Annotated in this window: 23 protein-coding genes and 1 pseudogene; 6 read left to right on the top strand and 18 right to left on the bottom strand. The window is 71.2% G+C overall.

Annotated features, from left to right (window positions below):
- The first annotated feature begins 236 nt into the window (after positions 1-236).
- From ACV7NM_RS26330 to ACV7NM_RS26310, 5 genes are all read left to right on the top strand, one after another.
- The gene (locus ACV7NM_RS26330) at positions 237-509 is read left to right on the top strand and encodes a UBP-type zinc finger domain-containing protein (protein ID WP_136210852.1); all 273 of its coding nucleotides are present in this window, start codon (positions 237-239) and stop codon (positions 507-509) included.
- 137 nt (positions 510-646) lie between these two features.
- Positions 647-2,353 carry an NAD(P)/FAD-dependent oxidoreductase gene (locus ACV7NM_RS26325; RefSeq protein WP_463414073.1) on the top strand — a complete coding sequence of 569 codons (1,707 nt, stop codon included), beginning with the start codon at positions 647-649 and terminating at the stop codon, positions 2,351-2,353.
- Positions 2,354-2,428: 75 nt separating this feature from the next.
- Complete coding sequence (locus ACV7NM_RS26320) at positions 2,429-2,932, top strand: hypothetical protein (protein ID WP_463412592.1); 504 nt, start codon at positions 2,429-2,431, stop codon at positions 2,930-2,932.
- An 80-nt stretch (positions 2,933-3,012) separates the two neighbouring features.
- Positions 3,013-3,342: an antibiotic biosynthesis monooxygenase family protein gene (locus tag ACV7NM_RS26315; protein ID WP_463412591.1), complete on the top strand. Its 330-nt coding sequence runs from the start codon at positions 3,013-3,015 to the stop codon at positions 3,340-3,342.
- Positions 3,339-3,818: a group II truncated hemoglobin gene (locus tag ACV7NM_RS26310; RefSeq protein WP_463412590.1), complete on the top strand. Its 480-nt coding sequence runs from the start codon at positions 3,339-3,341 to the stop codon at positions 3,816-3,818. Before ACV7NM_RS26315 ends, ACV7NM_RS26310 begins: the two co-directional genes overlap by 4 nt.
- 47 nt (positions 3,819-3,865) lie before the next feature.
- On the opposite strand, the gene ACV7NM_RS26305 is transcribed toward ACV7NM_RS26310, so the two are convergent.
- The 17 genes and pseudogenes from ACV7NM_RS26305 to fmt form a co-directional block, all read right to left on the bottom strand.
- The gene (locus ACV7NM_RS26305; protein ID WP_463412589.1) at positions 3,866-4,315 is read right to left on the bottom strand and encodes a barstar family protein; all 450 of its coding nucleotides are present in this window, start codon (positions 4,313-4,315) and stop codon (positions 3,866-3,868) included.
- Complete coding sequence (locus ACV7NM_RS26300) at positions 4,312-4,782, bottom strand: guanyl-specific ribonuclease (protein WP_463412588.1); 471 nt, start codon at positions 4,780-4,782, stop codon at positions 4,312-4,314. Before ACV7NM_RS26300 ends, ACV7NM_RS26305 begins: the two co-directional genes overlap by 4 nt.
- A 63-nt stretch (positions 4,783-4,845) precedes the next feature.
- Positions 4,846-5,067 carry a CarD family transcriptional regulator gene (locus ACV7NM_RS26295; RefSeq protein ID WP_031145007.1) on the bottom strand — a complete coding sequence of 74 codons (222 nt, stop codon included), beginning with the start codon at positions 5,065-5,067 and terminating at the stop codon, positions 4,846-4,848.
- 105 nt (positions 5,068-5,172) lie between these two features.
- Positions 5,173-6,186: a sugar-binding transcriptional regulator gene (locus ACV7NM_RS26290; RefSeq protein WP_136211161.1), complete on the bottom strand. Its 1,014-nt coding sequence runs from the start codon at positions 6,184-6,186 to the stop codon at positions 5,173-5,175.
- Positions 6,187-6,298: 112 nt separating this feature from the next.
- The gene (rpe, locus tag ACV7NM_RS26285; protein WP_190187141.1) at positions 6,299-6,997 is read right to left on the bottom strand and encodes a ribulose-phosphate 3-epimerase; all 699 of its coding nucleotides are present in this window, start codon (positions 6,995-6,997) and stop codon (positions 6,299-6,301) included.
- Between the two features lie 134 nt (positions 6,998-7,131).
- Complete coding sequence (locus ACV7NM_RS26280) at positions 7,132-8,562, bottom strand: DUF6177 family protein (protein ID WP_463412587.1); 1,431 nt, start codon at positions 8,560-8,562, stop codon at positions 7,132-7,134.
- The gene (locus tag ACV7NM_RS26275; RefSeq protein ID WP_463412586.1) at positions 8,559-8,744 is read right to left on the bottom strand and encodes a hypothetical protein; all 186 of its coding nucleotides are present in this window, start codon (positions 8,742-8,744) and stop codon (positions 8,559-8,561) included. Before ACV7NM_RS26275 ends, ACV7NM_RS26280 begins: the two co-directional genes overlap by 4 nt.
- 149 nt (positions 8,745-8,893) lie before the next feature.
- Entirely contained in the window at positions 8,894-9,127 is a 234-nt protein-coding gene (locus ACV7NM_RS26270) for a hypothetical protein (RefSeq protein ID WP_463412585.1), read from the bottom strand.
- A 41-nt stretch (positions 9,128-9,168) separates the two neighbouring features.
- Positions 9,169-9,705, bottom strand: a complete 537-nt coding sequence (locus ACV7NM_RS26265) for a pentapeptide repeat-containing protein (protein WP_463414072.1) — start codon at positions 9,703-9,705, stop codon at positions 9,169-9,171.
- A 126-nt stretch (positions 9,706-9,831) separates the two neighbouring features.
- Positions 9,832-9,990 (bottom strand): annotated as a pseudogene (locus ACV7NM_RS26260) (ribulose-phosphate 3-epimerase); the annotation flags it as partial.
- Between the two features lie 144 nt (positions 9,991-10,134).
- On the bottom strand, positions 10,135-11,565 hold the full coding sequence (locus ACV7NM_RS26255) for a DUF6177 family protein (protein ID WP_463412584.1): 1,431 nt from the start codon (positions 11,563-11,565) through the stop codon (positions 10,135-10,137).
- On the bottom strand, positions 11,562-12,368 hold the full coding sequence (locus tag ACV7NM_RS26250; RefSeq protein ID WP_463412583.1) for a hypothetical protein: 807 nt from the start codon (positions 12,366-12,368) through the stop codon (positions 11,562-11,564). The genes ACV7NM_RS26255 and ACV7NM_RS26250 overlap by 4 nt, the downstream gene beginning before the upstream one ends.
- Before the next feature lie 326 nt (positions 12,369-12,694).
- On the bottom strand, positions 12,695-13,354 hold the full coding sequence (locus ACV7NM_RS26245) for a pentapeptide repeat-containing protein (RefSeq protein WP_463412582.1): 660 nt from the start codon (positions 13,352-13,354) through the stop codon (positions 12,695-12,697).
- Entirely contained in the window at positions 13,335-15,662 is a 2,328-nt protein-coding gene (locus ACV7NM_RS26240; protein WP_463412581.1) for a hypothetical protein, read from the bottom strand. Before ACV7NM_RS26240 ends, ACV7NM_RS26245 begins: the two co-directional genes overlap by 20 nt.
- Entirely contained in the window at positions 15,659-16,042 is a 384-nt protein-coding gene (locus tag ACV7NM_RS26235) for a DUF6507 family protein (protein ID WP_136210872.1), read from the bottom strand. Before ACV7NM_RS26235 ends, ACV7NM_RS26240 begins: the two co-directional genes overlap by 4 nt.
- Before the next feature lie 180 nt (positions 16,043-16,222).
- A complete protein-coding gene (locus tag ACV7NM_RS26230) occupies positions 16,223-17,731 on the bottom strand; it encodes an RsmB/NOP family class I SAM-dependent RNA methyltransferase (RefSeq protein WP_463412580.1) in 1,509 nt (502 codons plus the stop codon).
- A gap of 134 nt (positions 17,732-17,865) precedes the next feature.
- Positions 17,866-18,810 (bottom strand): methionyl-tRNA formyltransferase, encoded by a 945-nt coding sequence (fmt, locus tag ACV7NM_RS26225; protein ID WP_463412579.1) that lies wholly within the window; start codon positions 18,808-18,810, stop codon positions 17,866-17,868.
- Positions 18,811-19,061: 251 nt separating this feature from the next.
- Between fmt and ACV7NM_RS26220 the strand changes: the two genes are divergently transcribed.
- Positions 19,062-19,592 (top strand): hypothetical protein, encoded by a 531-nt coding sequence (locus tag ACV7NM_RS26220; RefSeq protein ID WP_463412578.1) that lies wholly within the window; start codon positions 19,062-19,064, stop codon positions 19,590-19,592.
- Positions 19,593-19,744: 152 nt separating this feature from the next.
- Here ACV7NM_RS26220 and ACV7NM_RS26215 read toward each other — a convergent pair whose 3' ends face one another.
- Positions 19,745-21,877 (bottom strand): primosomal protein N', encoded by a 2,133-nt coding sequence (locus tag ACV7NM_RS26215; RefSeq protein WP_463412577.1) that lies wholly within the window; start codon positions 21,875-21,877, stop codon positions 19,745-19,747.
- Positions 21,878-21,940: the final 63 nt, after the last annotated feature.

The raw sequence follows: 21,940 nt of genomic DNA, 5'->3' as shown, positions 1-21,940 counted from the left end.
CCTGCTTGCGCCCGGGGCCAGCGTCAAAGCGCCCGTATGCGACTTCGTGAGGTAGAAGGGCGGGCCGCCCCGACACCTCACGTAGTCGCCGCGCGAGGTCATGAAGTAGACCCGGTACTCCATGACTTCGGCCGAATCGATGAACCTTTGCGGGATCCGCGACTTATGGTCTGGACGCGCCCGTGATTCACGGGTGTGACGAGCGGGACGAATGCGCGAGGAGAGGGACGGGGACGATGACGATGGACCTGTTGTGCACACACATCGACCAGATACGTCCGGTGAAGCCCGGGACCGAGGGCTGCGAGGAGTGCCTGGCCACGGGGGACGGTTGGGTACACCTGAGGATGTGCCTGAGCTGCGGGCACGTCGGCTGCTGTGATTCCTCGAAGAACCGTCACGCCACCCGGCACTACCGCACCACCGAACACCCCATCGCGGCCTCGCACGAACCCGGCGAGGACTGGGCCTGGTGCTACGCCGACAAGCTGATGCTGGACCCCGCGTGAGCGCGGCCCCGGAGCGCGCGGCGGCTCCCTCCTCCGCCGCCGGCTCCCCCACGGCCCCCTCCCCCGCCGCCCGCTCCGCCGCAGGCTCCCCTCCCGCCCGCTCCTCCGCGGTGGCCCACACCGGGTCCGCCGCGCCCGTGACCACGGCGGGACACGCCGCGGCCGCCACCGAGCGCTCCGAGAACCGCAAGCCCGTCATCCTCGCCGTCGACGACGACCCGCAGGTGCTGCGCGCCGTCCGGCGCGATCTGCGCAGCGCCTACGGCGACCGCTACCGGGTACTGGGCGCCTCCTCGGCCGCCGACGCCCTCAAGATCCTCGACTCCCTCGACGAACGCGGCCACGACCCGGCGCTGTTCCTGGTGGACCAGCGGATGCCCGACGTCACCGGGGTGGAGTTCCTTCTGGAGGCCGTCAGCCGCTTCCCCGACGCCCGCCGGGTCCTGCTGACCGCCTACGCGGAGACCGACGCCGCGATCACCGCCATCAACCGGGTCCGCCTGGACTACTACCTGCTCAAGCCCTGGGACCCGCCGCACGAGCGGCTGTTCCCGGTACTGGACGACCTGCTGTCGGACTGGCTCGCCACCTACCGCCCCGCCTACGACGGGATCATCGTCGCGGGCCACCTGGTGTCCCCGGGCACCCACGCCGTCCGGGACTTCTTCACCCGCAACGGGCAGCCCTTCCGGTTCCTGAACGTCGAGCGCGACCCCGAGGCGCTGACGGTGCTCGCCGCGGCCGACCCCGACGCGGCGCTGCCCCTGGTCCGCTTCCCGGACGGGGCGGTGCTCTCCGCGCCGACCGACACCCAGCTCGCCCAGCGCCTGGGCCTGGCGACCACCGCCTCCCGCCCGCACTACGAGTGCGTCATCGTCGGCGCCGGCCCGGCGGGGCTGGCGGCCGGGGTGTACTCGGCGTCCGAGGGCCTGTCCACCCTCATGCTGGACTCCCGCGCCCCCGGAGGTCAGGCCGGCACCTCCAGCCTGATCGAGAACTACCTCGGGTTCCCGTCGGGCCTCTCGGGCGGCGACCTGACCCGCCGGGCCACCATCCAGGCCTCGCGCTTCGGCGCCGAGATCCTGCACCCGGTTGAGGTCGTCTCGCTGACCCGGGACGACCCGGCGAAGATCCTCACCCTGGCGGACGGTACGGAGATCAGCGCGGAGACGGTCCTCCTCGCCACCGGGGTCTCCTACAACCGCCTTCAGGCGCCGGGAGCGGACCGCTTCGAGGGCGCCGGCCTCTACTACGGGGCGGCCACCACCGAGAGCTCGGCCTGCATCTCGCAGCACGTGTTCATCGTGGGCGGCGCCAACTCGGCCGGCCAGGCGGCGGTGCACTTCGCCAAGTACGCCGCCCGCGTCACGATCCTGGTCCGCGCGGCGTCCCTCGACGCCAGCATGTCCCGCTACCTGATCGACGAGATCGCGCGCACCCCCAACATCGAGGTCCGGGTCCGCACGACCGTCGTCGCGCTGGACGGCGACGAGCACCTGGAACGGCTGACCCTCCACGACGCCGACACGGGCGAGGACACCGAGGTCCCGGCCCGGTTCATGTTCACGTTCATCGGCGCCCGCCCCCACACGGACTGGCTGGCCGGGGTCGTGGAGCGCGACGAGTACGGCTTCGTCCTCACCGGCTCCGACCTGATCTCCAACGGGGGCGAACTGCCCGCGGAGTGGAGCCTGGAGCGCGCTCCGTACCCGCTGGAGACCAGCGTGCCCGGAGTCTTCGCGGCGGGTGACGTCCGCGCCCACTCCGTCAAGCGGGTCGCCTCGGGCGTCGGCGAGGGCGCGATGGCCGTCTCCCTGATCCACCGCTACCGCTCGATGGGCTGAACCCTCCGGAGCACCGGCCGAGAGCGAACACCGAAGTCCTTGCGATCAAGAAGGAGCGGATGCAACGTTGATTACATGATTACACCCGAGCAGCAGACACAGCTCCGTACCTGGTTCGCGGACCGCCTGCCGGTGGACGTCTACGAGTCCCTGGTCTCCGTCACCGCCGACCGCGAGGAGATCACGGTCATCGGCGCCCTCCCGGCGAACGAGTCGGTGAAGGACTTCCGCGAACGCACCCGCGAGCAGCGCGTCGAGGTGGCACGCGAGGCGGAGGAGCTCTACCGCCGCAAGGTGTCCTGGGGCGTGCGCTCCGCCGACGGGACCACGCTCTTCACCCACCTCGCGGTCCCGGTGATGACCCGGCTGCGCCAGTCCGAACGCCAGGTGCTCGACACCCTGGTCGAGGGCGGCGTGGCCCGCAGCCGCGCCGACGCGCTGGCGTGGTGCGTCCGCCTCGTGAGCCGCAACACGGACACCTGGCTCACCGAACTGCGCGACTCCCTCGACACGGTCCGGAAGGTCCGCTCGCAGGGCCCCGACGTCAAGGCGGACATCCAGAAGTCCGAGTCCGAATAGCGGAAAACCTCGCCGGGCGCGCAAGATCCCGGAAAGGTAGCCGGGACGGGACCAACGACCTCAGGGAGAGGCTCCACACGATGACGACCACCGTCGAATACATCCGCTACCGGATCGGGGCGGACGACCAGCCGGCGTTCGAGGACGCCTACGCGCGGGCGGCCGAGTCCCTGGCCGCCTCGCCCGAGTGCATCGACTACGAACTCGCCCACAGTGAGGAGGAGGCCGAGCGCTACATCCTCCGCATCCGCTGGACATCGGTCGAGGACCACCTCCAGGGCTTCCGCAAGGGCGAGCAGTTCCCGGCGTTCTTCGCCGCGATCCGGCCGTACCTGAACAACATCGAGGAAATGAAGCACTACCGGGTCACCGACGTCTTCGGCACGGGAAAGGCCGCCTCCCAGTCATGAGCACCACGCCCGACACGACGCCCACCATCTACGAGTGGATGGGCGGGGCCGAGGCGATGAAGCGCCTCACGGACGTCTTCTACGCGCACGCCCTCCAGGACGAGATCCTGGCGCCGGTCTTCGCCGGAATGGACAAGAACCACCCGCAGCACGTCGCCGTCTGGCTGTCGGAGGTCTTCGGCGGCCCCTCCGACTACTCGGCCCACCACGGCGGTCACCAGCACATGGCCACCAAACACCTGGGCCGCGGCATCACCGAGACGCAGCGCCGCCGCTGGGTGGACCTCCTCATGGACACGGCGGACGAGGTCGGGCTTCCGTCCGACCCGGAGTTCCGGGCGGTGTTCGCCTACTACATCGAGTGGGGCACGCGCATGGCCCTGATCTACTCGGGCCCCAACCCGCCGCCGGTCGACGCGGCGAAGATCCCCGTCTGGTCCTGGGGGCAGACCCCGCCCTGGATCCCGAAGGCCTGATCCGGACCGAGACGGCCGGGGCCGCCGCGACGGCGCCCCCGGCCGTTTCAGCCCCGTCGGCGACCCGGGTCGTCCCCGGCGCCCGGCCGGTCGGCGAGGACCACCGCAAGGGGGACCACGCCGTCGCCGCCGGCACCTTCGCCCTCGCCTTCGCCTTCGCGGTCGCCGTCGCCTTCGCCCCGCCAGAAGTCCACGGCCTGTCGCAGGATCTCGCGCAGGGTCGCCCATTCACCGGGCCGGTCCCGCGCGTAGTCGTGCCAGGACGTGATCGCCACCAGCCGCCCGGGCGCCCGCGGCAGCCACGACAGATCGGTCAGCACGTCCGCCAACGCGTCCCAGTTCCCCCCGAACCAGTCCGGCGCGCGCAGCGCGTCCCCGAACCGCCGCAGCAGCTCCGACTTGCTCCCGACACCGTCCAGGTCCAGCCGCAGCGTCGTCCAACCCGCCTCGTCGGCGGCGGCCAGCGCCGGGCCGAGCGGCCCCGCTCCCAGGGTCATCGCAGAACCGCCTTGAAGGTGTCGTAGTGGTCGTCGGTGTAGAAGAACTCCCCACCCCCACCGGTCACGATCCGCCGCGCCCCACGGTCGCGTTCGCCCGGTGTCCGCACGGTGAACTCGTGGTAGTAGCCGCGGGCCTGCGGCGGCAAGACCTTCTCGAAGTTCCCGAAGACCGTACCGTCCTGCCGGTAGGGGTACGGGCCACCCTTGTCGATCAGCGCCAGCACCTCGCGCGCCTGCGGCGGCAGCGTGTCGGCCCGTACGGTGGCCATCCCCTTGGCCCACCCGGGCACGACGGCGCGAGCTCCGGCGCTCGGACTCGCGGTACCGGGGCTCGCGGGAGCGCCGGTGCGTGTCGCCGCCCCGGGCGTCTTCCCGGCGCAGCCGACCGCGGCCACCAGCGCGGCACAGAGGAACAGAGCCCCCAGCACGCGTAGCAACGATCGGGGCACGTTCCGAAGGATCATGCGCCGATCGTGCCAAATATCCGATTCACCCGCGAATCGCGGGAACCGGGGTGTGGAGACGGCCTAGAGCGCGGCCATCTTGGTATAGGGACTCAGGATGCGTTTCTGGACCGACCCGAAGTCGACGAGGACAGCGATCCCCTCCTCGATACCGACGACACGGCCGAGGCCGTGCTCATCGTGAGTGACCCGGTCGCCGACGCTGAACTGCCGGAGCGGCGGTTCCACGGGGGCCTTGAACGGGCTGGACGGCAAATGGCGGCGAGGTACTGCTGACTTAGTCATTGACTCCAGTATGCGCCCAGCGGGCCGCCCTGCGGTCCGCCGTTCGGATCTCAATTCCGGCACCATCCGCACCGGGAGGGCGTGGAAGCGGACCCACGGGGCCGATCAGTCGTCCGGATCGGCCCGCTCCAGGGCCGGACGCAGCCCGGGCTGGGACTCGGTCAGCAGGTAGTCCGCCACCGCCGTGTCGGTGACCAGGCTGGTCACCAGCCCCGACCGCAGCACCGCCCCGATGGCGGACGCCTTGCGCAGCCCGCCGGCGATCGCCACCACCTCCGGGATACGGCGCAGCCGGTCCGCCTCGACGGTGATGCACCGCTCGCCGAGGTCCCGGCCGACCCGCCGACCCTCGGCATCGAACAGGTGCGCGGACATCTCGGCCGCGACGCCGAGCGAGGCGTAGTGCGCCCGCTCCTCGTCGCTCAGCATGTCGTGCACGGTGGAGATGCCGGGCTCCCACGAGCCGATGGACACCGCCGCGACGGTGACCTTGTCGAAGTACTCGAAGGCCCGCGCGATCCCCGTCTGGCCGCGCAGCGCGGCCGCCGTCGCCGGGTCGGGCAGCAGCATGGGCGCGTAGATCGGGTGCGCGTCACCGCCCGAGACCTGAGCGGCGCGCCGTACGGCCTCCACGGAGCCCCGCTCCGCCGTCCCGGCGTCGTACACGCCGGTCAGCTGGACGACGGTGCAGGGCGGCAGCCGGTGCAGGGAGGCCGCCATGTGGATGGTCGAGCGGCCCCAGGCGAGACCGAGCACGTCGCCCTCGTTGACCAGCTCGCCCAGCAGGTCGGCGGCGACCGCGCCGAGGTTCTCCGGGTCGGGGGCGTCCTCGGTCGCGTCGGCCGGGGATTCGACCACCACGGCGTGCCGAAGTCCGTACCGGGCCCGCAGCGCGTCGGACCGCTCGGCGTCGAGCTCCGCCGGCACCCTGATCTCGATCCGTACGAGGTCGCGTTCGAGGGCGGTCTCCAGGACCCGGGCCACCTTGAAGCGGCTCACGCCGAACTCCTCGGCGATCTGGATCTTGGACTTGCCCTCCAGGTAGAAACGGCGCGCCATGGCCGCCGCCTGCACCAGCTCCGCGGGTCCCATCCGCAGGGCTGACCGTCCCGCCGACATTGCAGACACCGCGTTCTCCTCACTGCTGTTCACACTCTCGACTCGCCGTTCATCCTGTCAGATCCGACGGCCGTTGATCAGCCCGTACAGCCTCGGTTCACCGAGCTGTTCATCAAGCCTTGGCCCCGTGGTCGCAAGCCCAGGGCGCCGCCGCGATCGCCGCGCCCGCCTGCTCGCGCAGCGACCGGACGGCGGCGGCCGGATCGGGGGCCCCGTAGACCGCGCTCCCGGCGACGAAGACGTCCGCGCCGGCCTCCGCTACCCGCTCGATCGTCGAAGCCGACACCCCGCCGTCCACCTGGAGCCACAGCTCCAGTCCGTGCTTGGCGATCATCTCCCGGGTACGGCGGATCTTGGGCAGCATGATGTCCAAGAAGGCCTGACCGCCGAAGCCGGGCTCGACGGTCATGATCAACACCATGTCCAGCTCGGGCAGGATGTCCTCGTACTGCTCGATCGGGGTGGCCGGCTTCAGCGCCATGGCCGCCCGCGCGCCCTTGGCCCGGATCTCCCGCGCCAGCCGCACCGGCGCGGCGGCGGCCTCGGCGTGGAAGGTGACCGATCCCGCACCGGCCTCGACGTACTGCGGGGCCCAGCGGTCCGGGTTCTCGATCATGAGGTGCAGGTCGAGCGGAATGTCCGTCGCGCGACTCAGGGACTCCACGATCGGCACGCCGAGGGTGAGGTTCGGGACGAAATGGTTGTCCATGACGTCGACGTGCAGCCAGTCGGCTCCCTCGACGGCCTTCGCCTCCTCGGCGAGTCGGGCGAAGTCGGCGGACAGGATGCTGGGATTGATCTGAACGGCCATGCCCCAAGCGTGCCATGCCGAAGGCCACATCCGGCCACGACCCCGGAAGTCCCCATCCCGTTAGCCGTGCTTAAGCAATGCATCGGGTAACTTCATGCCCACTTAACCCTCGGGCGGCGTTCCGCCTCGGCCCTTCACAGGGGCGGCGCCCCGCGCAAATGGCGCATGAGCTGTTCGAGGGCGGCCCAGCCTTCGGCGCTCTCGCCGTCGCCGAGCGGGTAGTAATAGCCCGGCCGGCTCCTGTGTCCCAGCCGCACCGGTGGTTCCTTCAGCGGCGTCCGGCTCGCGGTGTCGCGCCCTGCCTCGTCGACCTCCGCGGGGCCCAGAACGAACGCGTAGGGCAGCGGCGGAGGCTCGAAGCGCGGCGCGGCGCTCAGGTCCCGGCGTGCCTCGCGCACCTGGCACATCATGGTCTTCAGCCCGTGCCGGGTCACCAGCTCGTCGGCCAGCTCCGGCAGCGCTTCCAGGGCCGGCTTCTCAGCCGGGCCGTACCCCACGGTGAGGGTGACGTCCTCCTCCACGCCCTCCGGGGTGCGGATCACGCGCAGGGTGGCGACGGCGGGCCGGTCCGGGGTGCCGACGACCACCGTCCAGGTGGGCCGGGGGGCGCGCTCGTATGCCAAGTCGGTCAGCTGCCGCCTGGACCAGGTCAGTCCGGCCGGCTCCGACGTCCCCCAGCCGGCGGGCGGACCGCCGGTGAGTGCCTGCCAGGCGGCTTCCACCGCGCCGCCGAGAACGAGATCCTCCTCGGCGCGGTGCAGGGTACGGAAGGAAACGATGAGCTGACGCTCGCCCGTAGGCTCGTACACCTCCGTGAAGGCGTCCGCCACGGGGGTCTCCCCGCCCTCGCCCCGGTCCGGGGCGAAGGCGCCGTCGCGCCATTCCAGTACCGCACCGGTCAGCCCGTCGTAGTAGCCGCACCGCTCGTCCTGGACCACCCAGCGCGAGGGGGCGGACTGCAGCAGCATGCGGGTGGGCAGGGAGAGGCGGCAGTGCGGCGGGGTGACGATCTGCAAGGAGCGGTCGCTCTCCAGGGTGGCCCGCAGGGCATCGGAGAGCCAGCTCGTCATGGGGACGACCGGCCGGTCCTGGAGAACCACGGCGGCTTCGTCGGTGAGCATGTCGACGGCCGGCTGGACGGCGGCGGGGGCCGGTACCGCGGTGACGCCCGAGACATCGACAGGGCGAGCCGCGCCGACCGTGCCGAGGGCGTCCGGCGGCCACACCCGACCGCCCAACAGCATGGTCATACGGGCCGCGAACGCACCCGCGAGCCGCTCTGCCTGCGGTACGCCGACGGCGGCCCGGGCCTCGATCCACCAGGCCGGGCCGTCCCCTGACGGCTCGGAGCCGGGGCCCAGCAATCTGGACGCCTCGCCGGGCACCTGGAGCAGCAGCGGCACCTCGATCGAGACGAGCGGTCGCCCCTCGGCGTCACAGAGCTGCACCACGGCGCCCTCACCGGCGGTCCCCACCCGCAGGTCCGGCCCGCCCGCGAGCAGCCCGGCCACTACGCTCAGCGGGTCGGGCATCCGCTCGGTGAGCGCGATCACGTCCTTCGTCATGCGGTGTTCCCCCTGGTCACGCCTGTCCGGCAATGACTCATTCGCGGCCCTCCTTGTCGTTGCCCCAGCAGCGCGTTGGCGCGCAGGAGAAGATCGTCGTCGGCCGGCTCCACAAAGGCCGCTTCGACATCGGTCACGACCCGCCGCAGGATCTTGGACCATTCGCCGACGAACTCCGTCACCCCTATTGTCACGTCGCCCCGCCCGCGAGTGACGACTCGTGGCTCCCGAGCGTGCTGTGCCGGCGCGCTCGAATCGTCAGGTCACAGCCCTCGCGGGTCATCCTCCACTCGGCGGAGAAGGTGTCCGATCCCCAGAAGACCTCGGCGCCTCAGAAGTCCGGGCGCAGAACCTCTTCCAGCAGCGGCACCAGATCGTCGAGAAGAACCGGTATGTCGTAGCGGTACGGCCAGCGTGGTGGTCCATCCGGGCGGCGCGCCGGACTCAGCCGGATCGGCATCTGGTTCCACAGGAGGACGGCGTCTTCGGCATCGCATGAGTACATCTCACCGACGGCGTCAGCCAGGTCGGCCGCGACGACATTGACGAGTGCGGATACTTGCATGGATCACCCGCATTGCCCTCCCGTGGGTTTCGGCCGTTGCGCTACTTCGGCGGCCGACGCGAAGGAATTACCTCCACATGACCACCTCGCGCACCGATCCACGCTTCGAGTTCCGCGTCGGCCAAATCTCGGGACGAAGCTCCACCGACGACAGTAATCGGGCCGAAAACCGTTCCTGTCAGGCCCCGCACCACCGTGGCATCGTCGACTTTGATCTCGAAAAGGTTTTCATCAAGGACAGCATCGGTCAGGTCGGCCCCCCTCATGTCGGTGTCAATCAACGAAGCACCGAGGAACCTCACTCCACGGAAGCTCGCTTTCGACGCGTCGGCGTCACACAGTGATGCCCCGACCATGTCCGCCCCGTCGAGCCGCGCCGACCGGAGCACGGCTTCGTCCAGGTTCGCCCGTACGAGATCCGCTCCGCTCAGGTCCGCCCCGGTCAGATCCGCCGACTGCAGGTCGGCCCGGTAGAAGGACGCGCCGGCCAGCCTCACACCCACGAGGACCGCATCGGTGAACCACGCATTGGAGAAGTCCCCGCCCGAGAGGTCGGCGCCCCGGAAGTCACGCCCCATGCCATTGAGGTCGTATTCCTCTGAGGCCAGCCATTCCTGTAGTTCCCGCACGGCTTCCGGGTCGGCCGGGAGCGCAGCCGGATTCCAGTTCTTACGGATACCAGATGACACGATCTCCCCAACCGCGAAGGCCTGACCGCCGAAGCCGGGCTCGACGGTCATGATCAACACCATGTCCAGCTCGGGCAGGATGTCCTCGTACTGCTCGATCGGGGTGGCCGGCTTCAGCGCCATGGCCGCCCGCGCGCCCTTGGCCCGGATCTCCCGCGCCAGCCGCACGGGCGCGGGAGGTGACAGAGGTTAAGTGGGTGTGAAGTGAGGGGACCCGTCGCTTAAGCGCGGCTAACGGGAGGGGGAGTTCCGGGGTCGTGGCCGGAAGTGGCCTTCGGCATGGCACGCTTGGGGCATGGCCGTTCCGGCCCCCGCCCTTCACAGGGGTGGCGCCCCGCGCAAATGGCGCATGAGCTGTTCGAGGGCGGCCCAGCCTTCGGCGCTCTCGCCGTCGCCGAGCGGGTAGTAATAGCCCGGCCGGCTCCTGTGTCCCAGCCGCACCGGTGGTTCCTTCAGCGGCGTCCGGCTCGCGGTGTCGCGCCCTGCCTCGTCGACCTCCGCGGGGCCCAGAACGAACGCGTAGGGCAGCGGCGGAGGCTCGAAGCGCGGCGGGGCGCTCAGGTCCCGGCGTGCCTCGCGCACCTGGCACATCATGGTCTTCAGCCCGTGCCGGGTCACCAGCTCGTCGGCCAGCTCCGGCAGCGCTTCCAGGGCCGGCTTCTCAGCCGGGCCGTACCCCACGGTGAGGGTGACGTCCTCCTCCACGCCTTCCGGGGTGCGGATCACGCGCAGGGTGGCGACGGCGGGCCGGTCCGGGGTGCCGACGACCACCGTCCAGGTGGGCCGGGGGGCGCGCTCGTATGCCAAGTCGGTCAGCTGCCGCCTGGACCAGGTCAGTCCGGCCGGCTCCGACGTCCCCCAGCCGGCGGGCGGACCGCCGGTGAGTGCCTGCCAGGCGGCTTCCACCGCGCCGCCGAGAACGAGATCCTCCTCGGCGCGGTGCAGGGTACGGAAGGAAACGATGAGCTGACGCTCGCCCGTAGGCTCGTACACCTCCGTGAAGGCGTCCGCCACGGGGGTCTCCCCGCCCTCGCCCCGGTCCGGGGCGAAGGCGCCGTCGCGCCATTCCAGTACCGCACCGGTCAGCCCGTCGTAGTAGCCGCACCGCTCGTCCTGGACCACCCAGCGCGAGGGGGCGGACTGCAGCAGCATGCGGGTGGGCAGGGAGAGGCGGCAGTGCGGCGGGGTGACGATCTGCAAGGAGCGGTCGCTCTCCAGGGTGGCCCGCAGGGCATCGGAGAGCCAGCTCGTCATGGGGACGACCGGCCGGTCCTGGAGAACCACGGCGGCTTCGTCGGTGAGCATGTCGACGGCCGGCTGGACGGCGGCGGGGGCCGGTACCGCGGTGACGCCCGAGACATCGACAGGGCGAGCCGCGCCGACCGTGCCGAGGGCGTCCGGCGGCCATACCCGGCCGCCCAACAGCATGGTCATACGGGCCGCGAACGCACCCGCGAGCCGCTCTGCCTGCGGTACGCCGACGGCGGCCCGGGCCTCGATCCACCAGGCCGGGCCGTCCCCTGACGGCTCGGAGCCGGGGCCCAGCAATCTGGACGCCTCGCCGGGCACCTGGAGCAGCAGCGGCACCTCGATCGAGACGAGCGGCCGGCCCTCGGCGTCACAGAGCTGCACCACGGCGCCCTCACCGGCGGTCCCCACCCGCAGGTCCGGCCCACCGGCGAGCAGCCCCGCCAGCACGCTCAGCGGGTCGGGCATCCGCTCGGTGAGCGCGATCACGTCCTTCGTCATGCGGTGTTCCCCCTGACTGCTTGATCATTGTCGTCCCCGAGCAGCGCCCTGGCACGGACGAGAAGGTCGTCGTCTGCCGGCTCCACAGAGCCCGCTTCGACATCGCGCACGATGCGCCACAGGACCTCGCACCATGCACTGACGAACTCCGTCACCCCCACCGTCACATCGCCCCGCTCGGTGAGTGACGACTCGTGGTTCCCGAGCGTGCTGTACCAACGCGCCCGGATGCGCACGTGATCGCCCTCGCGGGCCAGCTTCCATTCGGCGGAGAAGGTGTCCGACCCCCAGAAGACCTCGGCGGCGGTGAACTCCGGACGCCGAACCTCTTCCAGCAGCGGCACGAGATCGTCGAGCAGAACCGGTATGTCGTAGCGGTACGTCAGCCGGATCGGCACCTGGTTCCACACCAGGACGGCGTCCTCGGCCTCGGCTGCGTACATCCCCCCGACGGCGTCGGCCAGATCCGCGGCTACCCCGGTCAGACGCGGAGTGGAGGCCGTGCGGCCGGGCCGGATCTCGAATGCGGTGGTCTGGATGTCGCGGCTTCCGGCCAGCGGGTCGCGCCCGCGTTCATGGGCGTACTCGCGTCGGCGCGACTCTGCCTTCACGGGATTCGCCTGGCAGCAGTAGTCCCAGAAGTCGACCAGCACGCGGAAGGCGTCGTCGAGTGAGTAGTCGCCCCGGACATGGTCGGCGAAGAAATCCTCGACCCGCACGCCCTGAGAGCTGATGGTGACGGTGTGTGCGTTTCCGTCGAGATCCTCCGGCGCAAAGTTCGGGTCGGCCTTGGCCTCGGCCACAAGGTCGATCGCTTCCAGGACAGACAGGGGTGAGAGCTGATATCGGCCGTCACCCACTGTCCCAGGACGCCGAGCTCGTCAGGCCCGCAGAAGAACGGCATCTCGAAGTGGTCCTCAAGGTAGTACCGAGTGCGGATCACTGCTCTGTTCTCTCACTTGATTGCCGCGGTATGAGCGGGTAAATGGTCTTCACAGCAGCCATGATCGGGAAGAAACAACGCTGGGCCCGCCAGTCGTCGTACACCAGGGCACCCCGGGGGCGTCGATGTGCCATTTCCACCGGCACGCCTCCCACTCAGCGCGACCCAACCAGGGACTCCTCGGGGTCATGCCGGGCTCGTGCGCGGTGTGCCGTGCGGAGGAATCACCTGTACCTGTCCACCCCGCTCAGCGATCCACGCCTCCAGTTCCGCTCCGGCAAGTTCTCGGGACGATTCGCCACCGCAGACTGTGATCGGCCCAAAAACGGTTCCTGTCAGACCACGCACCACCGTGGAGTCGTCGACTGTGACCTTGAAGGTGTTCTGGAACAAGACCGCGTCGGTCAGGTCCGCTCCCCTCAGATCGACGCCGAAGAGCGAAGCCCCCATGACCCGCGTTCCCCTGAAGCTCGCTCCGGACGCATCGACCCCGTGGAGCGAAGCCTTGGCCATGTCGGCTCCGTCGAGCCGCGCCGACCGGAGCACGACCCCGTCAAGATTTGCCCTGACGAAGTCGGCACTGGTGAGATCCGCCCCGGTCAGATCCGCCCACTGAAGGTCGGCCCTGTAGAAAATCGCTCCCTGAAATCGCACGCCCGCCAGGACCGCCTGCGTGAACCACGCATTCGTGAAATCGCCGCCTGATAGGTCGGCGCCTCGGAAGTCGCACTCAACCCCGAAGAGGCTGCCACCCTCCTCGGCAATCCATTCCTGCAATGCGCGTACCGCTTCAGGATCAGCCGGAAACGCGGTTGGGTGCCAGTTTTTACGGATACCAAATGACATGATCTCCCCAACCGCGACTTTCCACAATATGTTTAATGCTGTCGATCGCTGCTTGATCAGCGTTTCGGACGTCGACGACGACCACGCGACCCTTTTCGGCAATTTGGTCTGTGAACGTATTCACCCACTTCTGAGCATCCCTGGCCGCGTTGTACGCGCCAGGGAACGGGCGGGCGAGGAGGGCCGGATTGCGCACATTATGGAATGGCGGCCAGAATGAATGGACACCCTTGATGTCATAATACTTGCCGGTCGTCTCGGAATAAAATTCACCCATATCGGCTATATCCGGGCGGCGGATGTCCGCCGGGAGGCGACCCTGTGCCCGTAGGTCGAGGCCAACCCGCGCCTCGTCCATCGATTTATCGGTGACTTTACCCCTGTGATCCGGGTCGTGCTTCAGGTGGTCGAATACTTCCGGAGCCTGCTTCTCCACCTCATCAAGATGGCCCCAGTGTCCGGCCCGCTCCTCAGCCGTCAACTCCGGAATGGGTTCGTTCGTACGCTCGCCGGGCGGCGCGCCCGTCTCGCCCGAGGCATCCGACGTTCCGGTCTCCGCGGTCCCGGATCCGTGATCGTTGGAACCGGTCGTGGGGGTGTCGCCGCCATGGCCGGTCCCGGAGTGGCCGTCGGCACCCGTACCCGGGGTGTAGCCGTGGCCGCTGCCACCGGAAGGCGTGTGGGGCCCTCCGGCATCCGACGGCGTGTGTGAACCCGCACCGCCGCCCGAGCTGCCACCGGGCGTGGGGCCCGTGGAGTGGCCACCCGTGAACGACGTCTCGTGCGTACCGCCACCCCCGCCGCTCGGGTGGGAACCGAGGCCTTGGTGCATCGAGGTCGGGTGGGAGCCGCCGGACGGATGGCCCTGTCCGTTCTCCACGTGACCCGGGCCGCCCGCGCCTTCGAGGACCTTCGGCTCTTCCCTGACCGGCGCGGTCTCGTGCTCGTGGACGTTGGGCAGGTCGTCCTTGTGCGGTTCCCTGACGGGTTCGGTGTCGGGAACCACGTTGCCGTGCTCGTCCCTGATGTACCCGTCGGCTCCGATGACGCGCTTGTTGCCCGCGGGGTCGACGTACTCATGCCCCGGAGGCGTGCTCTCGCCGACACCGGCGGGGTGGGGGGCTCCGTCGCCGGGATGCGGCGAGGTACCGGAGGGCATGTTGCGGGCCATGTCGTCGACGCCCGCCCGGCTGGCCCTCAAGCTCTCCATGAGGTCGCCGACCTTGAACTTGGTGACGACCGCCGCCTTGCCGAGGTAGCTCATCGGATCGACGAGCGCCCCCGCCTTGCCCAGCGCGGTCGCGGCCTCCGCGGCCACACCCAGCTTCCCGGCCTTGCCGAGCTTGAGCAGCGTGCCAGAGCCGAGGGTCACTCCGTTGAACAGCACCGTTCCGAACGCCCGCGAGGGGTCCTTGTCCCACTCGTCCCATGCGACCAGTGATTTGCCGAAGTTGCGCAGGGCCGCCTTCTGCTTGTCAGTGTCGCTGTGGTCGACCGGCCCGAACATCTTGTCCATCGCCCAGTCGTACGGGGTCATGATGTAGGCGCTGACACCGCCGAAGACATTGCCGACACCTGACCAGGTCTTCTTGAAGTTGTCCCAGTCGAACACGTTGACCATGCTGCCCAGGCCTTTGAGCGTGCCCCAGACACCGTCAACGAAGAACCCCTTAAGGGCGCCACCGGCGTGGTCCTTCGTCCACTCCCACGCGGCCCGCAGCCCGGTGTACTCACGCTCGTCGGCCGTCCCCCAAGGCGTCTCCTTCGCGTCCTTGACGTCGCTTTCCTTGAAGCCGTACATGCCGGCCTTGTGCGAACCGTCATCGACGACGAAGTGGGTGCCACCGACCAACGCGGTGATCTTGTTGGCCGCGTCACGCTCGACGCCCTGGAACGCCACCCACGTCGTACCGACCTCACGGACGAGACGAGCGTTCTCGTCGATCTTGCCCTGGTCCTTCTGCCAGTCGTCGTCCTTGTTGTCCGCGACGAACTTCTCCGCGTCCACGCGGAGTTGCTTCATCTTGTCCACCAGCGGACGGGCAGTCGTCGCGAAGGTCGTCAGCGCGCCGCTGACGGACTCCAGCTTCTTCGCGAACTCACCGGCCTTGTCCCGCACCGGAATCGTCGAATTGAGCAACTCCTCCTGCTCAGGCGCGTCGTAGACGGCATCCAACGCCTGGAAGGCGTTGTGCACGTCCTTGCCCGTACCGCGAATGCCGGAGGCAGTCGTCTTCAGCGAAGCCGCATGCGTCTCCAAAGTCTCCAGATTGCCCGTGAAGGTCGGTATCTTCCCCAGGTCGATCACTTCTGGGGGCCCTTCAACTCTTCCGGAGTCGGAGCCTTGGAGTACTCGTCCTGCTTGTTCTTCGCCATCGCAAGGTCGCCCTTGAGGTACTCCTCAGTGGCCAGACGCGCCCCGGTGATGGACTTCCCCGTGCGCACGGGAAGGAACTTCACGTCGTTCTCCGTGTGCTGCTGGAACTCTTGCAGCGCCTGGGCCACGGGACCGAACGCACCCCCCTTGGGGATTTCGGTGCCACCCAGGACCATCGTGCCCGCCCACGTCGCGGCGCCCACCAAGCCCTCGCCGTACGCCGTGAACTCTTCCTCGAATTTGCCGCCGGCCTCCGCGGTCTTGCTGAGAACCCCTTGAACGCCATCCGGCTTGATGTCCCACGTCGACACGGTGCCCCCTGTTCTGCAAACACGTCCCGCACTGACGTGCCATGTCTACCAACTACGCATTGCCGTCTGCAAAGTGAGTTCCAGTCATGTGGACATCTGTTACGGAGCAGTGACACGCGCGGCGGGGCCGCCCCGCCCGGCTTCGGCCGGGCAGAGGGCGGGGCCTGCCGGCAGGGAGGGCTAGGCCGTCCGGCGGAGGAGGGCCAGGTACATGGCGTCCGTGCCGTGGAGGTGGGGCCAGAGCTGGACGTCCGGGCCGTCGCCGAGGGCCGGGACGCCGGACATGTACGGGCGGGCGTCGATCAGTTCCGCCGCCACCCCGGCCGACGCGCCCGCGCCCCGGCCCTTGAGGACGTCGTCCACCACGACCCGGGTCTCCGCCAGGTGCGGCGAGCAGGTCGCGTAACCCACGACGCCGCCCACCCGCACCGCCGCCAGCGCCTCCCGCAGCAGCCCGCGCTGGAGCGGCGCGAAGCCCTCCAGGTCCTCGGGCCGGCGCCGCCACCGTGCCTCGGGGCGCCGGCGCAGCGCGCCGAGTCCCGAGCAGGGGACGTCCACCAGGACCCGGTCGAAGGAGCCCGGCAGCCACGGCGGGCGGGTGCCGTCGGCCGCGATGACCTGGTACGGGCCGGGGTTGCCGGCCAGCGCCTTCGCCACCAGGCGCGCCCGGTGCGGCTGCTTCTCGGACGCCAGCAGGAACGCCCCGCGCTGCGCGGCCAGCGCCCCCAGCAGGGCGGCCTTGCCGCCCGGTCCCGCGCAACCGTCGAGCCAGCGCTCGTCGCGGCCCTCCACGGGCACCGCCGCCAGGGCCATCGCCACCAGTTGGCTGCCCTCGTCCTGCACTCCGGCGCGGCCCTCGCGCACCGCCTCCAGCGCGCCCGGCTCGCCGCCCTCGGCCATCCGTACCGCGTACGGGGACCAGCGCCCCGGCAGGGCCGACTCCTCGCCGACGGCCTCCAGCAGTTCCTCGGGCGTGGAGCGGCCCGGGCGGGCGACGAGGGTGACCTCGGGGCGCTCGTTGTCGGCCTCCAGGAGGTCCTCGATACCGGCCCGGCCGCCGCCCAACGCGTCCCAGAGGGCGCTGACGACCCAGCGCGGGTGCGAGTGGTAGACCGCGAGGTGCTCCTCGGCGTCGTCCTCGTACGGCGGCGCGACCCGCTCCAGCCAACCCTCCAGGTCATGCGCGGTGATCTTGCGCAGGACGGCGTTCACGAACTTGGCGCGCCCGTCGCCGAGCACGACGCGGGCCAGCTCCACGCTCGCCGAGACGGCCGCGTGCGGGGGGATGCGGGTGCCGAGCAGCTGGTGCGCGCCGAGCGAGAGCACGTCCAGCACGGGCGGGTCGACCTCGCGCAGCGGCCGGTCGATGCACGCCTTGATCACCGCGTCGTACGTGCCCTGCCGGCGCAGGGTCCCGTACACCAGCTCGGTGGCCAGGGCGGCGTCGCGCGCCTGGAAGCTCTCGTCCTGGCGGGCCTTGCGCAGCAGCGGCGGCAGCACGAGGTTCGCGTACGCGTCCCGCTCGTCCACCGCCCGCAGCACCTCGAAGGCCAGCATCCGGACGGGGTCCTTCTTCGGCCGGCGGTGGGGCTTGCCCGGCTTGCCGCCTTGGGGGCCGGACGGCTTTCCGTCGCCGCCGGCGGCGGTCCGCCGACGCGGCTGACGGGGCTGACGAGGCTGTTCGCTCACGTGAAAGGTGCTCCGGTTGTACGTAATGCCTGGGGTGACGAAGTAGGGGAAGCGGGTGGTGCGGAAAGTTCCGTGGAAGCCGGTGGGAAAAAGGGCCGTGGGAAGCCGGTGGGAGAAGGGCCGCGCGGCCGGTATCAGCCTACGTCGGCTCCGCCCAGCCGCTCGCCGGGCGCGATCCGCACCCCGCGCGCCCAGTCGGCGCCCTTCATCGGCTTCTTGCCCTGCGGCTGCACCCAGAGCAGTTCCACGGCGTGCGAGCCGGTGCCGACGTAGACGTTGTTCTTGGCCGGAGCGAGTACACCGGGCTCCAGCTCCGTGCGGTCGGGCACCGGCGCGACCGAGATCAGCTTGAGGCGCTCGCCGCGGAACACGGTCCACGCGCCCGGCGCGGGGGTGCAGCCGCGCACCACGCGGTCGGCGCGCATCGCGGGGGCGTTCCAGTCGATGCGGGCGTCCTCGACCGTGATCTTGGGCGCGAGGGAGATCCCGTCGGCCGGCTGCGGCACCGCGCGCAGGGTGCCGTCCTCGATGCCGTCCATGGTGGCGAGGAGCAGGCCCGACCCGGCGAAGGCGAGACGGGTGAGCAGATCGCCGCTGGTGTCGGCGGGGCGGATCTCCTCGGTCAGGTGGCCGTAGACCGGGCCGGAGTCCAGCCCCTCCTCGATGAGGAAGGTCGAGGCGCCGGTCACCTCGTCGCCCGCCATGACCGAGTGCTGTACGGGGGCGGCGCCGCGCCACGCGGGCAGCAACGAGAAGTGCAGGTTGACCCATCCGTGCTTGGGGATGTCCAGGGCGCTCTTGGGGAGCAGCGCCCCGTAGGCGACGACGGGGCAGCAGTCCGGCGCGATCTCGCGCAGCCGTTCCTGGAAGTCCGGGTCGCGCGGCCGCGCCGGCTTGAGGACCTCGATCCCGGCCTCCTCGGCGCGCTCGGCGACGGGGCTGGCGACGAGCCGGCGGCCCCGCCCGGCCGGGGCGTCGGGGCGGGTGACGACGGCCGCGACCTCGTGGCGCCCGGAGGCGATCAGGGCGTCCAGGGCGGGCACGGCGACCTCGGGGGTGCCTGCGAAGACGAGCTTCACTGGGTGCTACCTCGCTATCTCGGCTGTCAGCAGCGCACCAGTGTATGGGCCGCACGGCGTACCTCCCACTTGGTGCGCCGCGGGGGCGTGCCAATACGCGCGCGCCTCTCGCATATGCCGACACGCCCCCAGAGCGTGACCTGGGCGCCCGCTGACGCGTTGGTCAAGAGAGATTGACCGAAACGGGCCGCGATTGAGAACGGTGTTCGCGGCCCGATCCGCTCTTAAGCACCGGTTCGAGAGGCTTCTTCATGGCCGACCACGCCACCCACGACGCCCAAGCACGGGCCAGCCTGCATCTCCTGGTGCGGGACATCGAGCGGGTCCGCCGACAGGTGGATGCTCTGCGTACGCTCACCGCCCAGCTCGGCAACGTGTACCGTCCGCGCCGCTCCGGTCCCTCCACGGGCTTCGTCGTCTACGGCAGGGCCCCCGCGCCCACCGTCCGGCTCGCGCAGGAACTGCGGGACAGCGTCGAGACGCTGGTCACCGCCGCGGTGGACTTCGACCGCTCGCTCGGCTTCTCATGGGACGCCGTCGGCTCGGCGCTCGGCGTCACCAAGCAGGCCGTGCACCGTCGTTACGGGGCCCGGCGCGCCCAGGCCGCCGAGTCCGTGGAGGTTCCGGCGGACGGGACGACCGCCCGGACCCTGGGGCCGCTCCCCACCATCCCGGCGGCGCGCTCCGTACCGCCGCAGCCCGTACGCGAGGAGTCGGCCGCCGGGGCGCAAGGCACGGCGGCGTCCCGCTCGCCCGCGTTCCCCGGCCCGCGCAACGGCTGACCCGCGGCCCGCCGCCGGGACGCCGACCCCTGACGGACGGGCAGTCCCCGCCGTGACATCCTCCGCCCCCGGCACGCGGCGGTCCTCCACCGGAGGCCGCTCCCACCGGGGGCGGTCTCCGTCCGGGAGCCGCGACTCCCGCGGCGGCTCCTTCAGCCGATGTCCGGCGGGTCGATCCTGATCCGGACCGCCTCCGCGGGCGTCACCCCGCGCGCCAGGCGGGCGGCCTGCGCCTTCTTCAGGGCCCTCGCCAGCTCCGCCCCGCTGCCGGGCCGGACCCTGATCAAGGCCCGCTCCCCCGGCGACGGCGCACCGCGCCGGCCGGGCAGCGGCACCGGGCCCAGGACCTCCGCGTCGGGCGGCAGTTCCGCGGCGGTGAGGAACGCCTCCAGCGCCTCGGGCCGCCCGGCCACCGCGGCCATCCGGGACACCGGCGGGAAGCCGAGCTGGGCGCGCTCCGCGAGCTCGCGCACGGCGTGCCCCACCGGGTCCCAGCGCACCAGCGCCTGCACCGGCCGCAGCGTCGGCTCGGCGACGATCACCACCTGTCCCTCCCCGCGGACCAGCGCTGCGGCGCCGATCCAGCGCCGCAGCGCCTCCTCCCCGGCCCGCAGGTCGGGCCGGCCGAGCATGGCCCAGCCGTCCAGCAGCAGAGCCGCCGCGTACCCGGCGCCGGAGGCGACGGGCTCCGCGCCGGGGGTGCACACCACCAGCGCGGGCCGGTCCGGCACCTCGTCCAGCACGTGATCGCGCCCGGAGGTTCGCACGGGTACGGCCGGGAACGCGCGTCCCAGCTCCTCGGCGGTGCGCCCGGCACCGACCACCCGGGCCCGCAGCCGGAACGACCCGCATTCCTCGCAGTGCCAGGACGGCTCGCCGCGCCCGCACCACCCGCACCGCAGGTCCCGCTCGTCGGGGGCCTCCAGGGGCCCCGCGCAGACCCGGCAGCGGGCCGGGGTCCGACAGCGTTCGCAGGCCAGCCGGGGCACGTACCCCCGCCGGGGCACCTGCACCAGGACGGGCCCGCTCTTGAGTCCCTCGCGCACCGTCTCCCAGGCCAGGCTCGGCAGCCGCGCGGCGCGGGCGGCCTCGTCCCGGGCCAGCAGTTCGTCCCCGACGGTCCTGATCCGGGGCGCGCAGGCCCGTACCGTCTCGCGGTCGGCGACCAGGGGCCGTGCCCAGCCGGACTCGACCAGTTGGGCGGCCTCGACGGTGCAGCTCGTGCCGCCGGCCAGGAAGGCGCAGCCGTCGTTCACCGCGCGCAGCTCCAGTACCTCGCGGACGTGCGGGAACGGCGCGTGGTCGTCGCTGTGGCTGGAGTCCCCGTCGTCCCAGACGGCGACCAGTCCGAGGTCGCGCACGGGCGCGAACATGGCGGCGCGGGTGCCGACGACGGCCCGCACCGAGCCCCGGCTGACGGCGAGCCACTGGCGGTAGCGTTTCTCCGGTCCGGATTCGGCGGTCAGCAGCGCGTGCCGGCCTTCGCCGAGCAGGGCGGTGAGCGCCGCGTCCACCCGGGCGGCGGTCCGCCCGTCGGGCAGGACGGCGAGGGCGCCCCGGCCGGAGGCGAGGGTGGCGGCCATGGCCCGGGCGAGCTCGTCCGCCCAGCCGGGGCCGGGCAGGGCCGTCCACACGGCGCGGGGGTCGCCTCCGCCGGCCAGGGCCCGCAGGAAGGCCGGGCCGGCCCCGTACCGCTCCCAGCCGCCGGGTTCGGGCGCCGGTGGCGGCGGCAGCGGCTCCGGCGACGGCTTCGCCTCGGCGCGGGCGCTGCGCGGGGGCAGGGCGAGCTGGAGGACATCGGCCAGGCTGCCCGCGTACCGGTCGGCGACGGCCCGTGCGAGTGCGAGCAGGGCGGGGGTGAGGACGACCTCGGAGGAGACGACCTGGGCGATCGCGGCCAAGGCCCCGTGGTAGTCGGACTCGGCGCGCCGCTCGACGATGAAGCCGTCGATCAGGCCGCCGCCCTCGCGGCGTCCGCCGTGCACCTGGTGGGAGCCCGCCCCGAAGCGCACCCGGACCCGCACGCCGGGCCGCGCGGCCTCGGCCAGCTCGGCGGGCACCGCGTAGTCCCACAGCTGGTCGAGGTGGAGCACTCCCTTGTTGACCAGGACGCGGGCGACCGGCAGTTCCTCGGCGAGTGCCGCCCCGCGCCAGGTGCGCGGCTTGGCCTTGGGGGCTTTGGCCTTCGCCTCGGCCACGATGTCCCGGATGAGCGCGAGCTGCTCCGGCGGGCCGCCGGGATCCCGCTCCCCGCCCCGCTGATCCGACTCGTTCGCGCTGCTCACACCCGCATTCTTACCAAACGCCACCGACACCCGGACATGCGTGAGGCCCCGGAACCTCTCGGT

The sequence above is a fragment of the Streptomyces sp. Tek67B01 genome (genome assembly GCF_055231995.1).
The sequence above is the reverse complement of the archived record's forward strand: the minus strand, read 5'-3'. Positions and strand labels throughout refer to the sequence as shown.